Here is a 14748-nt window from a genome sequence, read left to right on the forward strand (position 1 = left end):
AATGCCGTTTTTATCGTTTTCAATTTCCAAAAATACCGCTTTGTGGATAAAGGATAGGGTTCAATGCGCAGTCAATATTGTGGAGACATTAATAAGTCTCATCTTGGTCAAGAAGTTACTTTAGTCGGTTGGGTTAACCGTAGTCGTGATTTAGGCGGAGTTGTATTTTTAGACTTACGCGACAGAGAAGGGCTAGTACAGGTTGTTTATGATCCAGACTTAAAAGAAGTCTTTGACGTTGCTAGCACATTGCGCAGTGAATTTTGTGTTCAAGTGACCGGTGTCGTCCGTGCACGCCCTGACAGCCAAGTTAATTCACAAATGAAATCCGGTGAAGTTGAAATTCTTGGTAAGCAACTGAATATTATCAATGCGTCAGCACCTTTGCCGTTGAGCATGGACAATTACCAAAACAACAGCGAAGAGCAACGTCTTAAATACCGCTACTTAGATTTACGTCGTCCAGAAATGGCCGAGCGTTTAATCTTCCGCGCAAAAGTGACCAGTGCTGTACGTCGTTTCTTAGATAGCAATGGTTTCCTAGATATCGAAACACCCATTTTAACCAAAGCGACGCCAGAAGGCGCACGTGACTATTTAGTGCCTAGCCGGACTTATAAAGGTCAATTCTTTGCGTTACCACAATCACCACAATTATTTAAACAATTACTGATGATGTCGGGCTTTGACCGTTACTATCAAATAGTGAAATGTTTCCGTGATGAAGATTTACGTGCTGATCGTCAACCTGAATTTACTCAAATCGATATCGAAACCTCATTCATGAGCGCCGAGCAAGTGATGGAGAAAACTGAGCAGATGATGCGTGGTTTGTTCCAAGACTTACTCAATGTTGATTTAGGTGAGTTTCCACGTATGTCATACGCTGAAGCCATGCAACGTTACGGTTCTGATAAACCAGACTTACGTAACCCACTTGAATTAGTCGATATTGCCGACTTAGTTAAAGACGTCGAGTTTGCCGTATTTAATGGCCCAGCAAATGATGCAGAAGGCCGCGTTGCCGCACTTCGTATTCCAACAGGTGCATCTTTGTCTCGTAAGCAAATAGACGACTACACCAAGTATGCCGGCATTTATGGTGCTAAAGGCTTAGCATGGATGAAGATTAACGATTTAGAGGCGGGTATAGACGGTATTCAGTCTCCTGTGCTTAAGTTTTTATCTGAAGACATTGCTAAAAACATTATTAGCCGCACAGGTGCACAAACAGGCGACATCATTTTATTTGGTGCAGACAAAGCCAACGTGGTAGCAGAAGCCATGGGGGCTTTGCGCTTAAAAGCGGGTGAAGACTTTGATTTACTTGAAGGTGAATGGCGCCCAATGTGGGTTGTTGATTTCCCAATGTTTGAGAAAATCAATGGCAGTTTCCATGCTGTTCACCATCCGTTTACCGCACCGCGCGGCATCACCCCTGAAGAATTAGCTACCGATCCGGGCGCTGCAATTTCAGATGCGTATGACATGGTACTGAACGGTTGTGAGTTGGGCGGCGGTTCTGTGCGTATCCATAATGCCGAAATGCAAAGCACGGTATTTAACATTTTAGGTATTGAAGCCGAAGAAGCCAAAGAGAAGTTTGGCTTCTTACTTGAAGCATTACGCTATGGTACACCACCACATGCTGGTTTAGCGTTTGGTTTAGACCGTATTATCATGTTAATGACGGGGGCAACGTCAATTCGTGATGTAATGGCATTCCCTAAAACAACAACCGCAGCGTGTCCATTAACGAACGCGCCAGGTTTTGCTAACCCAGTTCAATTAACTGAACTCGGCATTGCGGTTATTGAAAAGCCAAAAACTGAAGAGTAATTTCAAGCGTTCAGCATAACTCGCTCTAAATGAGCAACACATACCGAGGCTGCTGCCTCGGTCTGTTTTTTTACAAGTAGCATTTTATACTTGAATGGAAAAAGGAGCTTAATGTGGCAGGACACAGTAAATGGGCAAATATTAAACACCGTAAAGCGGCACAAGACGCCAAACGCGGTAAATTGTTTACTAAATTCATTCGTGAACTTACCGTCGCCGCAAGAGAAGGCGGATCCGATCCTGATTCCAATCCCCGTCTTCGCGCAGCAATAGATAAAGCCCTATCAAATAACATGACTCGTGACACCGTTGAGCGTGCAATCAAACGTGGCGCCGGTGAACTTGATGGTCAGCAACTTGAAACCATTATCTATGAAGGCTACGGTCCTGGCGGCACTGCAGTCATGGTCGAAACTATGACTGATAACCGCAATCGCACAGTATCAGGTGTACGTAATGCGTTTAATAAATCAGGTGGTAATTTAGGCACCGACGGCTCTGTGGCATACCTTTTTACCAAATCTGGGGTGATTTCTTACGACAATGACACTGACGAAGACACCTTAATGGAGATAGCGCTAGAAGCAGGTGCCGATGATGTGCTGACACATGATGATGGTTCAATGGATGTGTTCACTAGTCCAGATGCATTTGGCCAAGTTAAAGATGCACTTGATAGCGGTAAGCTTGAGTCTGTTAACGCAGAGGTGACGATGGTGGCCTCAACTAAAGCCGAATTAGATGCTGATACCGCTGAAAAATTTTTACGGTTAATTGACAATTTAGAAGATCACGATGATGTACAAGAGGTATATCATAACGCTGACATTTCTGATGACGTCATGGAAGCATTAGATAATCTATGATCATATTAGGGGTCGATCCCGGCTCGCGCATTACTGGCTATGGTGTGATCCAATGCCAAGGCAGACAACAAATTTATTTAGGCAGTGGTTGTATTCGCACCTCAGCCGATGATTTACCCCAGCGTTTGCAACAAATCTATGCAGGATTAACTGAAATTATCACTCAGTATCAACCTAATGAATTTGCCATCGAGCGGGTTTTTATGGCAAAAAATGCCGACTCGGCATTGAAACTTGGTCAGGCTCGTGGCGCAGCCATTGTGGCGGCAACCTGCGCGAACTTACCTGTAGCAGAATACAGTGCGACTCAGATTAAAAGTGCCGTTGTGGGCACTGGTCGTGCTCAAAAAACACAAGTACAACACATGATAAAACAACTGTTAAAGTTACCCGCCGCGCCACAAGCCGATGCCGCGGATGCTTTAGGGGTCGCAGTATGTCATTTTCATACTTATCAAAGTCTTATTGCTATGGGCGGTAAAGCGAGTAGCAGAACTTACGGAAGATACAAATGATTGGTCGTCTCAGTGGGATATTAATAGAAAAGCAAGCACCTGAAGTCGTGTTAGACGTTAACGGTGTCGGTTATGAATTACAAGTACCGATGACCAGTTTTTATGAGTTACCTGAACTCAACCAACATGCCAGTTTGTTCACCCATTTTGTGGTACGTGAAGACGCACAATTGTTATATGGTTTTATCACTAAACAAGAACGTGCATTGTTTCGGTTATTGATTAAAACCAATGGTGTTGGCCCTAAATTGGCGTTAACGATTTTGTCAGGAATGACCGCCGCTGAGTTTGTCTCTTGTGTTGAACGTGATGATATCGTCACTTTGGTCAAATTACCGGGTGTGGGCAAGAAAACGGCTGAGCGCTTAGTCATTGAAATGCGAGACAAACTCAAAAGTTTACTTGAAGCTTCTGTTGGCTCTGAGCGCGAGTTTATGCTGCAAAGTAATTATAAACCAGCGCCAATTGTTGATAGTGCAGAAGAAGATGCCATATCAGCATTATTGTCATTAGGTTATAAACCAGCACAGGCGAGTAAAGCGGTTTCTGCGGCATATGCAGAGGGCATGAGCTCAGAAACGCTGATTAAAGCGGCATTAAAATCGATGTTATAACACATTGAAAATACAGACTAGGGTATCTACATAATGATTGAAGCTGATCGCCTGATCCAACCGCAAGTACAAGGTCAAGATGAGCAAATTGACCGTGCTATGCGCCCGAAAATGTTGGATGAATATACCGGGCAGGACGATACTCGTGCCCAACTTAAAGTGTTTATTCAAGCGGCAATCAATCGCGGTGAAGCATTAGATCATATGCTGATTTTTGGCCCTCCAGGCTTAGGTAAAACCACCCTCGCGATGATTGTGGCGAATGAAATGGGCGTTAATATTAAATCAACCTCAGGCCCAGTACTTGAAAAGGCCGGAGATTTAGCAGCATTACTGACAAACCTTGAACAAGGTGACGTGCTGTTTATTGATGAAATCCACCGATTAAGCCCAGTTGTTGAAGAAATCCTTTATCCAGCGATGGAAGATTATCAACTCGATATTATGATTGGTGAAGGTCCTGCTGCACGTTCAATTAAACTCGATTTACCGCCTTTTACCTTAGTGGGTGCCACGACCAGAGCTGGGGCGTTAACCTCACCACTGCGAGCACGTTTTGGTATTCCTTTGCGATTAGAGTTTTATAACATCAAAGATCTTACTACGATTGTAACGCGCTCAGCCAAAGTGATGGAGTTAGAAATTGATCAGCAAGGTGCAATTGAAATTGCCACTCGTTCACGCGGCACGCCGCGGATAGCTAATCGCTTATTACGCCGTGTTCGCGATTATGCTGAAGTTAAACATGATGGCATTGTGACTCAAGAAGTGGCGGAGTATGCGCTGGATTTGCTTGATGTTGATATGCAAGGCTTTGACTATTTGGACCGTAAGCTCTTATTAGCGATTATTGATAAATTTATGGGCGGCCCTGTAGGGTTAGACAATTTAGCAGCAGCCATTGGGGAAGACAGAGAAACTATTGAAGATGTGCTTGAGCCATTTTTAATTCAACAAGGTTTTATTCAACGTACCCCAAGAGGGCGGATTGCAACCCAACGTGCCTATGACCATTTTAGTTTGGTCAAGCCAGAATAAATAACCTAACTTCAGATTAAATAACAAAGCCAGCGATTAGCTGGCTTTGTTTTAGGTTCATGTTGTGATTAACCTAGAGCAGCAGTCGCTGACTTCTTCTGGATCAATTCAATTTTATATCCATCAGGATCTTCAACAAAGGCAATTTCTGTTGTGCCGCCAGCAACAGGTCCTGGAGCACGCGTGACTTTACCGCCTGCTGTAGTAATGGCATCACAACGGGCGTAAATGTCATCTTCGCCAATGGCTAAGTGGCCAAAACCATTGCCTAGGTCGTAGCTCTCTACGCCCCAGTTATAAGTTAATTCGATTACGGCTTGACCAGTGGTTTCTTCTCCAAAACCTACGAAGGCAAGGGTATATTTATAGTCAGCATTTTCTGACTTTCGCAGTAACTTCATACCCATTATGTCTGTATAAAAACGAATACTGCGATCTAAATCGCCAACGCGGATCATCGTGTGTAGTAATTGCGACATATTTTACTCTCTTATTTAAAATAAAGCTGACTTTAACAAGCTCTGATGACAATGAAAAGATTAGTGCGACCACATGAATACATCACAGACAAATACGTTCTGCAGTAAATACATATTTTTTTTGCATTAGCTCACATTTGTGATGATATTTTTTGGGTTCATAAGCAAAAGGCGTTATTCTTCTTTCATACCCACATGGAGGCAGCACAATGACTACAGAATTAAAAATGGCCTTAGGCACTACCGTTGTAATCGCAATTTGTTTTAGTGCATTTTTTGTTGCAATGTATTAAGCAACAATAAGATCCTATGCTAGCGCTACATGTTGTTAGATGTAGCATAAAATATTAGTTTATTGCACGTTAGTTGATGAGTTAACCTACAATAAATTACTTAATAAAGACCAAAGCATCATACGTGTTTTGGTCTTTATTATTTCAGTTAATCCTCAGGATAGACTTTTTCTTTAAATTCGCATAAATCTTCGATCATGCAGCTGCCACAACGTGGTTTTCGTGCTAAGCAAGTGTAGCGGCCATGCAAGATAAACCAATGATGTACATCCACTTTAAATTCTGCAGGCACGACTTTTAGCATTTTTTGTTCTACCTGGTCGACATTTTTGCCCGGTGCAAATTTAGTTCGGTTTGCCATACGAAAAATATGTGTATCAACTGCAATCGTGGGCCAGCCAAAGGCAGTGTTGAGCACCACATTAGCGGTTTTACGTCCCACGCCCGGTAATGCTTCTAACGCTTCACGGTTTTCAGGGACTTCGCCGCCATGTAAATCAATTAACATTTTACACGCGTTAATCACGTTAATGGCTTTATTGTTATATAATCCAATGGTTTTGATATATTGCTTTAATCCATCGATACCTAAGTCATAAATGGCTTGAGCGGTATTGGCCACCGGAAATAACTTGTCAGTGGCTTTGTTTACGCTGACATCGGTTGCTTGCGCGGATAGGGTCACTGCCACTAACAATTCAAATGGACTGGAAAAATTCAACTCAGTTTCAGGCTTTGGATTGTTATCTCGTAACCGCGTTAAGATCTGAATGCGTTTTTCTTTATTCATAATATTTGTATTAACTTACCTTAGTGATCCGTGCGCGGGTAACGCCGACTGATTCCGCTTTGGGTTGTCTGGCTTTTACGTTGCTGTCGATAACATTTTTTAAGGCAATTAATAGCCCCATGCCAATAAACGCCCCTGGTGGCAGCATGGCTAATAAAAATGGGGTATCGACTTGCCACACATGAATCGTCAGCACACTTGCCCATTCACCTAATAACAAATCGGCGCCATCAAATAACGTGCCTTGACCTAACAGTTCTCGTGTCGCGCCTAATACCACTAATACTGCAGTAAATCCTAGACCCATCATCAATCCATCGAAGGCAGAGTGTGCCAATGAATTTCGTGATGCAAAGGCTTCTGCACGGCCGATAATGACACAGTTGGTGACAATCAGCGGCAAGAAGATCCCTAATGAAAGGTACAAATTGTAGGCATAAGCGTTAATCAATAACTGCACGCAGGTCACTAGTGCGGCAATGATCATCACAAATACTGGTATGCGGATTTCTTTGGGTACGTAATCACGCACCAGTGACACTAAAATGTTTGAACCAACTAATACCAATAGGGTTGCTACGCCAAGCCCTAAAGCATTGGTAATGGTAGCCGTTACTGCTAATAGCGGACATAAGCCGAGTAACTGTACTAAGCCTGGATTGTTTTTCCATAAGCCTTGGCTGGCAATATCGCGATAATTACTCATGATTATCCTCACATTTCACATGACTTTGGTACAGTACTTTGCGGTTTTGTTTAACAAAGGTAAGCGCCTTACTCACAGCGTTAACATAAGCCCGTGGCGTAATGGTTGCACCGGTAAATTGGTCAAACTGTCCGCCATCTTTTTTCACTTTCCATAAGTCAGTATTGTCTTTAAAAAACAATCCACTAAAGTGTGTTACCCAGTCAGATTTACGTAAATCAATTTTGTCACCCAGTCCTGGAGTTTCTTGATGAGACAGCGTTCGTACACCTAAAACCTGACTGCTATTATCCACACCAATAATAAGCTTGATTTCGCCGTTATATCCATCAGGTGCAATCGCTTCAATGGCAATCGCTACGGGTTGTTGATTTTTGTATGCCAAATACGCTGGCAAGGCTTTTTTACTGCCTAGTAACTCAGGTGAATGCACTAAGATACATTGTTCAAATAGGGCATTATCATGCAGTTCATGAGGGATAACTTGGGTGAGTGTTTCAGTTAATTGCTTTTGTTCTTGCATGGCTATTGTGTCGTAGGTAAGGGCATTGACTAACGCCACTAAACCGGTGCAGCATAATGCAAATAAGCCGAGTAATAAGCCATTTTTAATCATTGGGTTATCAGTAATAGACATAGTTATTTTCCTGTACGATGACCGTAACTGCGTGGACGCACATAATAATCAATAAAAGGCGCGCACATGTTGGCGAGTAATACCGCAAAGGCCACCGCATCAGGATAACCACCGAAGGTTCGAATTAGATAAATCAGCACGCCTATCATGGCACCAAATATTAACCTGCCCCTAGGGCTCGTGGCTGCAGTAACCGGATCGGTTGCAATAAAAAATGCCGCTAACATTGTGCCACCGCTAAACAAATGCATTAACGGGCTAACAAAGGTATCTGGACTGACTAAAAAACCAAAACTGGCGCACACGAATAAACTTGCAATGATTGCAACACTGATGTGCCAACGGATCACCTTAAGCTTAAGCATGACTAAACCGCCGACAAGATACGCTAAGTTGACCCCAAACCAGCCTTCAGCGGCCAAGCCGGAGAAAATGGGCTTGGCCAGGCTTTCGGTGGTGGTTAAGCCCATTGATAAATCGGTTTTCAACGTATCAAGCGGGGTTGCCATTGCTATGCCGTCAATACCTAAACGAAAATACTCAGCCGCAAAAGATTGATTTATTTCAAAAATAGTTTGCACACTGGTAAGCAAAGACGCGTGATTCATCGCAATGGTTTGCGGTGCAACCCACGAGGTCATTTGAACCGGAAATGAAATAAGCAGTAATACATAAGCAGCCATTGCCGGGTTAAATACGTTATTACCAAGACCACCATAAAGTTGCTTAACGATAACGATGGCAAATAACGTCCCTATGACAATCAACCACCAAGGTGCTAATGATGGAATGGCAACAGCCAATAAACATGCGGTAACTAATGCACTATTGTCACTTAAAGTCGCTTTGATGTTTTTGTTACGCAGTTTCATTACCGCTGCTTCAGCAAGATATGCCACGCTGACGGCTAACAAAATTTGCACCAGTGTGCCAAAACCAAAGTAATAACTTTGAACAGCAATACCCGGAATAAGACAAAAAGCCACCCGTTTCATCACGGTATTAGTGTGTAAACTGGTGCTCACATGGGGTGATGAGGCAATTTTAAATGCCATGATTATTGTTCCTCTTGCTCAGCACGTTTGGCGAGCTGTTTCGCTTTTGCTTTGGCTACCGCCGCTGCGACTTTGGCTTTTTTTATTTGCTCAGGGGATAAATCTGCTGAGTCCGCCGTGACTGTCAATGCTGCGTCTGGCGCTATATCGGCGGTAGACTCGACACTAACTGTAGGTTGAGACGCAGCTTCGCCGATATCGATTTGACTGGCTTGAACCATTTTTTTTGCCTTGGCTTTAGCGACTGCTGCGGCAATACGAGCTTTTTTGTCGTCAACTGCATCTGTTGTCGGTTCTGCTTCAACAGCCGTGTTATCAGTTTGGCCAACTTGAGCCAGTTTTTTTGCCTTGGCTTTAGCGACTGCTGCGGCAACGCGGGCTTTTTTGTCGTCAACTGCATCTGTTGTCGGTTCTGCTTCAACTGCCGTGTTATCAGTTTGGCCAACTTGAGCCAGTTTTTTTGCCTTGGCTTTAGCGACTGCTGCGGCAACGCGGGCTTTTTTGTCGTCAACTGCATCTGTTGTCGGTTCTGCTTCAACAGCCGAGTCATCAGTTTGGCCAGCTTGAGCCAATTTTTTTGCCTTAGCTTTAGCGACGGCTGCGGCAACACGGGCTTTTTTGTCGTCAACTGCATCTGCAGTAGGTTCAGTTCCTGCGACTTCAGTTTCAGCCGGATTGGGTGTTTGAACCGTTGATTCAGTATTTGCTTGTGCGGCTTTCTTCGCTTTGGCGCGTGCAACTGCGGCGGCAATTTTAGCTTGCTTGTCGTCGACACTCACCTCAGCTGAACTGGTGTCGAGTTCATTTGCGCGACTCACGGTATTCGCCTTAGCCGCTTTTTTGGCCTTAGCACGTTCAATGGCTGCATTAACCGCGGCCTTTTTCGGGTCTACTGTCGTTTGAGGTGCTTCAGGTGACACAGTACTTGATGTCGCTTGGGCTTTTTTAGCTGCTATGCGCGCCATGGCGGCCGCTACGGCATCTTTATCCGTTGATTTCATGTTGGATTGACGCTTAGCTGCGGCTTCTTTGGCTTTAGCTTCTCGTGCATTTTTTTCATCTTCTAAGCGTTGTATACGCGCTTCAAATCGAACTTTAGCTTGTTCAGCTTGGCGCTTTTCTTCGGCTTCTATTTTTAATGCCGACTTTGCAACACGATAGTATTCAACAAGAGGTATATCGCTGGGACAAACATAGCTGCAACAACCACATTCAATGCAATCTTTTAAATTAAAGCTGGCCGCTTTGTCATATTCTTCAGCTTTTGCATGCCAAAATAGCTGTTGTGGCAGTAATAATGCAGGACAGGCGACGGCACATTCACCACAACGGATACAGGCTTTTTCATCAACATCAGGGGCAATCTCATGAGCACTAGGTGCTAATAAACAGTTAGTCCCTTTCAATATTGGCACATCTAAATCCGCCAAAGCGTAACCCATCATAGGGCCGCCTACGATAACCTTTTGTGCAGCAGATGGATTAAAGCTTACAGCTTGTAAGGCATCGTTAATGGTGGTACCGATAGGCAACCAATAGTTGCCCGGCTGACCAATTTGCTCACCGGTTAAGGTGACAACTCGTTCAATGAGTGGTTTACCTTGATATACCGCTTCTTGAATGGCATAAGCTGTGCCCACGTTGTGAACCACTATACCCAGTTGTGCCGGGATATGGCCGCTGGGTACTTCTTTCCCGGTAATTATTTGAATAAGCTGTTTTTCACCACCTGATGGGTATTTGGTCGGGATGACTGTAACTCGTATGATACCCGCAGGTAATGTACTGCGCTGCACAGCATCTTGCATGGCCTTTGCTGCTTCAGGTTTATTGTCTTCGATGGCAATGATGATGCGCTGTGGATTTAGTAAGTGATGTATTACTGCAATCCCTTTTAAGATTTCATCACTGTAATCGCGCATTAACCGATCATCAGAGCTGATGTAAGGTTCGCATTCAACCCCATTAATAATCACTAAATTGATTTCGCTAGCTGGGTTTAGTTTTACATGGGTTGGAAAGGCCGCTCCACCCATTCCTGCAATGCCTGCGTTTTTTATCTTGTCTAATATTTGATTTTTGGATAATTGTTCGAGTGAGTGCGGTATCAGCTCGCACCAAGCGTTTTGGCCATCGGCCTCAATAACGCAGCTTAATGTCGGCAATGAAGAAGGATGATTAGTTGCGTGTTGTTCAATGGCCACCACTCGGCCAGAGGTAGGTGCATGTACTGGTAAATAGGTAAAACCTGTACCTTCTGTCAGCATTTGGCCTTTGAGTACCTGATCGCCTACTGCAACGGTTAACACGGCTTGCTCACCAACCAAAGGGACGGGAACCACAAAGCGATGTGCTAGCGGTAAACGAGCAATGGTTGATTGATTCGATAATGTCTTTAATTGGGGAGGGTGGATCCCGCCAGGAGATTGCCACAAAGTTCCTTTATCGAGTTGTTCTAATAACGTTAGCACGCTGGCTCCTCTTGCTCAGAATGGATCACTTTGACTGGAATAGTATTGAGTTTCCAATCCCAGTTTTGCAGCGTCGTTTCTACGGGTATCATATCGATACAGTCAACAGGACAAGGCTCCACACACAAGTCACAGCCGGTGCAGTCATTGGCTATGACGGTATGCATGAGCTTACCTGCACCTATAATGGCATCGACAGGGCAGGCTTGAATACACTTAGTGCAACCAATGCATTCATCTTCACGAATGTAAGCCACTTTTTTTACACTAGATTGAGCTTCGGCATTTAATGGTTCTTGTTCAACGCCCATTAGCTCAGCTATTTTTTCCATGGTAGCTGTGCCGCCCGGCGGGCACTTATTGATATGATCGCCATTGGCAATCGCTTCAGCGTACGGTCTACAACCTGGGTAACCACACTGGCCACATTGAGTTTGTGGTAATAAGGCTTCAACTTGGTCGATGATAGGGTTACCTTCGACCTTAAACTTTTTAGAAGCAAAGCCTAAAATTACCCCAAACACTAATGCCAATATACTTAATACCGCAACGGCAATAAAAATACTCGTCATGCTAATTAACCAGCCCCGCAAATCCCATAAATGCTAATGACATTAATCCGGCGGTGATCATGGCGATGGCGCCGCCTTTAAAGGGGACTGGCACATCCGCCGCCGCTAAACGTTCACGCATTGCCGAAAATAAAATTAATACTAATGAAAACCCCACCGCGGCACCAAAACCGTAAATGGCCGACTGAATAAAATTGTGGTCTTCGTTAACGTTTAATAATGCTACGCCTAAGACTGCACAATTAGTGGTGATTAACGGTAGATAAATACCTAAGGCGCGATGCAAAGATGCACTGGTTTTTTGTACAACCATTTCAGTGAACTGAACCACTACTGCAATGACCAAAATAAAGCTCATGGTACGTAAATAGCTCAAGTCAAAGGGTTGTAACAAAAACTCATTGGTGAGATAGCTAAGAATAGATGCAAGGGTTAATACAAAGGTTGTTGCCATTGACATGCCAATAGCAGACGCCAACTTGCTCGACACCCCCATAAAAGGGCATAGACCTAAGAATTTAACTAGGACGAAGTTATTAACTAGTACTGTGCCGATTAATAAGAGAAGATACTCTGTCATTGCTACATTTTTTTGACCAATAGATCTTGGTATTATCTAAGGTTTAGCGCTGAGAAACAACGGATAAAAAATAAGGTTAAACATAAAATGCTTAACCTTAGAATAAAATCGTGTTTTTTACGGTTTGTTAACACCAAAATTACTGTTTTTTGACCAAAACTTCAGGTTTAGCAATATAATATCCTTGCAGACCGTCAACTAATAATTTTTCTAAGGTTAATTTTTCATCTTGTTTTTCAACCCCAGTGGCGATAACCCGAATACTAATCCGCTTGGCGATATCAACAATCATCCGTACAAAGAACTTATTGTTGTTATCTTGTTCAATATTATCACTGTAGCTACTGTCTAATTTAATAAAGTCTGGACGGACTTCGCGGAAAAACTTAAACGACGTAAAACCTAAACCAAAGCGTTCAATGGCGACTTTAGCACCGACCTTGTGCATTTGACTCACAAATTGACGGCTAGATAAAAGATTCGCTTGCATGCCGGCTTCGTTGAGTTCAAACACCAAACGTGAAGCTATTTGGCGATGCTTTGACAATAAATCTTTAAGCCAACTGATAAAATTATCCTGCAATGCAGATGAGGCGCTAATATTAACCCCCATATTGCCTGTTAAGTTGGGATTTTGACTCAGTACTTTGATTGTTTGAATTACGATCATTTGGTCTAATTCAACATTAAGCCCATAGCGCTCAGCCATGGCAATCACCGTTGTCGTAGGCAAATACTTGCCATCAGCATTAGTAAAACGTGCGAGTAATTCGCGGTAAACATCAGTTTGATTGTTGCAGGGTTGGATCGGTTGCTGATAAAAATGAATACTGCGGTGTTTAATTAAATCATTAATAGTCAGTTTCCAATGATCATCGCCGTGTTGCTCATCGCCAGAGAGTTTTTCGAGTTGATAATAACGGTTAGGGCCTAAGGTTTGTGCCACACTGACAGCAGTGTCAGCTAATGCCATTAATGCCAATGGTTCACTGCCTTCTTTATAAGGCACCATACCAGCGTGGGCAATCGAGTCACTGCGAGCGCTTTGAGCATATTCATCTAGTTGAACTTTGAGTTGCTCTAAACATTTCTCACCTTCTTTTAAGGTAATACTGTCTATGAATACTGCAAAATCACCACTGGAAACCCTAAAGCACTCCGTAACACCAAAACTTGCAACTGATTTGCGAATGCAGGTAGCCAATTTAGCGAGATAATCATCCCCGGCTGCACGGCCGTGTAATTGGTTGATACTGGCAAGTTCTGCCGCTTTAATCATTATTAGCACGCCATACTGCTGTTTTTCTGATTTGTTTAAGGTTTCTAAGTGTTGGGTAAAACGTTGTCGAGTCGAAAAACCACTGACAGGATCTTGATAAGCGGCTTTTGTTAGCTGTTCATTTTCTTTTCTAACTCTATCTAAACTCAGCTTTAACTGGCTACGGCATACTTCTAATTCATTCCCTAATGGGCGTAACACCCCAGGAAATCGAGAGCGCTCTAATGCTAAAAATGACAGTTCCGGAATATGATTAATGTATTCTGCAGCGTATTTAATACGAGAGCGGTGTAATTTCACTAACAAGGCGAATAACACCATTAATAATAGATATGCACCAATTAAAAGTATGGCGGTTTGCTCTAAGTCAGCAAAACTTGAGGAGAGTACACTTGCGGTGTCTAAACGAACTTGTAAACGCGCATCACCAACTGTTTGGATATGGCCTAATTGGATGTTAAATATTTTACTTGGAAAATCATCTATTGGGCGCTTTAAACTACCGTGTGTGTAGTTAAGGTTACTGTCTGTATTGTGTATGAATTGAAAAAACTGAAAGGTGAAATCTTCAGCCATTTTTTTATATAACGCTTCACCGCTACCTGCCCAGTGACGGTAAGTTTGTACATATTGCTGATAATGCTCTTGAGCAATTTGTCCTTGCTCTAGCACTTCATTATTTTCGACGGTATAGATCCTGAAGATCAATAAGCCGAAAACAATAAACAACACCATCTGAAAGGATTTTGATAAGCCCATAAAACTTCCGTTCCCTACGAGTTTACAATAATAAGTCAGTTTGATTTTGATTCACTATCAGCATGAATGGTTGCTGATGATGTTCTGCTTAAGGTTATGATGTAATGATAGTTTATATTTATGGTTATTGAACCTTGCGCCGTTAACTGCCTTTAACAAAAGACTCAGCATGGCATTGTACGTTCCCATTTGGTATTGGCACAGTGTTGATGTCTGAATTGCTTGCTATTCGATCAATGTGTTTTATTTTTGAAC

The 14748-nt window shown here is 43.1% G+C and carries 14 protein-coding genes; 5 read left to right on the plus strand and 9 right to left on the minus strand.

Annotated features, from left to right (window positions below; all coding sequences use genetic code 11):
* Nucleotides 1-63: 63 nt before the first annotated feature.
* From aspS to ruvB, 5 genes are all read left to right on the plus strand, one after another.
* Nucleotides 64-1839 carry an aspartate--tRNA ligase gene (aspS, locus tag IEY42_RS03460; RefSeq protein ID WP_188923957.1) on the plus strand — a complete coding sequence of 592 codons (1776 nt, stop codon included), beginning with the start codon at nt 64-66 and terminating at the stop codon, nt 1837-1839.
* A gap of 113 nt (nt 1840-1952) precedes the next feature.
* The gene (locus IEY42_RS03465) at nt 1953-2705 is read left to right on the plus strand and encodes a YebC/PmpR family DNA-binding transcriptional regulator (protein WP_188923958.1); all 753 of its coding nucleotides are present in this window, start codon (nt 1953-1955) and stop codon (nt 2703-2705) included.
* Complete coding sequence (ruvC, locus tag IEY42_RS03470; RefSeq protein ID WP_160052837.1) at nt 2702-3220, plus strand: crossover junction endodeoxyribonuclease RuvC; 519 nt, start codon at nt 2702-2704, stop codon at nt 3218-3220. The genes IEY42_RS03465 and ruvC overlap by 4 nt, the downstream gene beginning before the upstream one ends.
* Nucleotides 3217-3834 (plus strand): Holliday junction branch migration protein RuvA, encoded by a 618-nt coding sequence (gene ruvA, locus IEY42_RS03475; RefSeq protein WP_188923959.1) that lies wholly within the window; start codon nt 3217-3219, stop codon nt 3832-3834. The genes ruvC and ruvA overlap by 4 nt, the downstream gene beginning before the upstream one ends.
* A 33-nt stretch (nt 3835-3867) precedes the next feature.
* Entirely contained in the window at nt 3868-4872 is a 1005-nt protein-coding gene (ruvB, locus tag IEY42_RS03480; RefSeq protein WP_188923960.1) for a Holliday junction branch migration DNA helicase RuvB, read from the plus strand.
* 68 nt (nt 4873-4940) lie between these two features.
* On the opposite strand, the gene gloA is transcribed toward ruvB, so the two are convergent.
* The 9 genes from gloA to IEY42_RS03525 all read right to left on the minus strand — a co-directional run bounded on the left by gloA (nt 4941) and on the right by IEY42_RS03525 (nt 14493).
* Nucleotides 4941-5351, minus strand: a complete 411-nt coding sequence (gloA, locus tag IEY42_RS03485) for a lactoylglutathione lyase (RefSeq protein WP_188923961.1) — start codon at nt 5349-5351, stop codon at nt 4941-4943.
* Between the two features lie 441 nt (nt 5352-5792).
* Nucleotides 5793-6434, minus strand: a complete 642-nt coding sequence (gene nth / locus IEY42_RS03490; RefSeq protein WP_188923962.1) for an endonuclease III — start codon at nt 6432-6434, stop codon at nt 5793-5795.
* 10 nt (nt 6435-6444) lie between these two features.
* Nucleotides 6445-7140, minus strand: coding sequence for an electron transport complex subunit E (locus tag IEY42_RS03495; protein WP_188923963.1), 696 nt, complete (start codon nt 7138-7140; stop codon nt 6445-6447).
* Nucleotides 7133-7777 carry an electron transport complex subunit RsxG gene (rsxG, locus tag IEY42_RS03500; protein WP_505973595.1) on the minus strand — a complete coding sequence of 215 codons (645 nt, stop codon included), beginning with the start codon at nt 7775-7777 and terminating at the stop codon, nt 7133-7135. Before rsxG ends, IEY42_RS03495 begins: the two co-directional genes overlap by 8 nt.
* A gap of 2 nt (nt 7778-7779) precedes the next feature.
* Nucleotides 7780-8832: an electron transport complex subunit RsxD gene (gene rsxD / locus IEY42_RS03505; RefSeq protein ID WP_188923964.1), complete on the minus strand. Its 1053-nt coding sequence runs from the start codon at nt 8830-8832 to the stop codon at nt 7780-7782.
* A 2-nt stretch (nt 8833-8834) separates the two neighbouring features.
* Nucleotides 8835-11303, minus strand: coding sequence for an electron transport complex subunit RsxC (gene rsxC, locus IEY42_RS03510; protein WP_188923965.1), 2469 nt, complete (start codon nt 11301-11303; stop codon nt 8835-8837).
* Nucleotides 11297-11875, minus strand: coding sequence for an electron transport complex subunit RsxB (rsxB, locus tag IEY42_RS03515; RefSeq protein WP_188923966.1), 579 nt, complete (start codon nt 11873-11875; stop codon nt 11297-11299). Before rsxB ends, rsxC begins: the two co-directional genes overlap by 7 nt.
* 1 nt (nt 11876) lies before the next feature.
* A complete protein-coding gene (gene rsxA / locus IEY42_RS03520) occupies nt 11877-12455 on the minus strand; it encodes an electron transport complex subunit RsxA (protein WP_188916400.1) in 579 nt (192 codons plus the stop codon).
* Nucleotides 12456-12594: 139 nt separating this feature from the next.
* On the minus strand, nt 12595-14493 hold the full coding sequence (locus tag IEY42_RS03525; protein ID WP_188923967.1) for an EAL domain-containing protein: 1899 nt from the start codon (nt 14491-14493) through the stop codon (nt 12595-12597).
* Nucleotides 14494-14748 lie beyond the last annotated feature (255 nt).

The sequence above is a fragment of the Shewanella algicola genome, from assembly GCF_014648035.1.
In the GTDB taxonomy this organism is placed as follows: domain Bacteria; phylum Pseudomonadota; class Gammaproteobacteria; order Enterobacterales; family Shewanellaceae; genus Shewanella; species Shewanella algicola.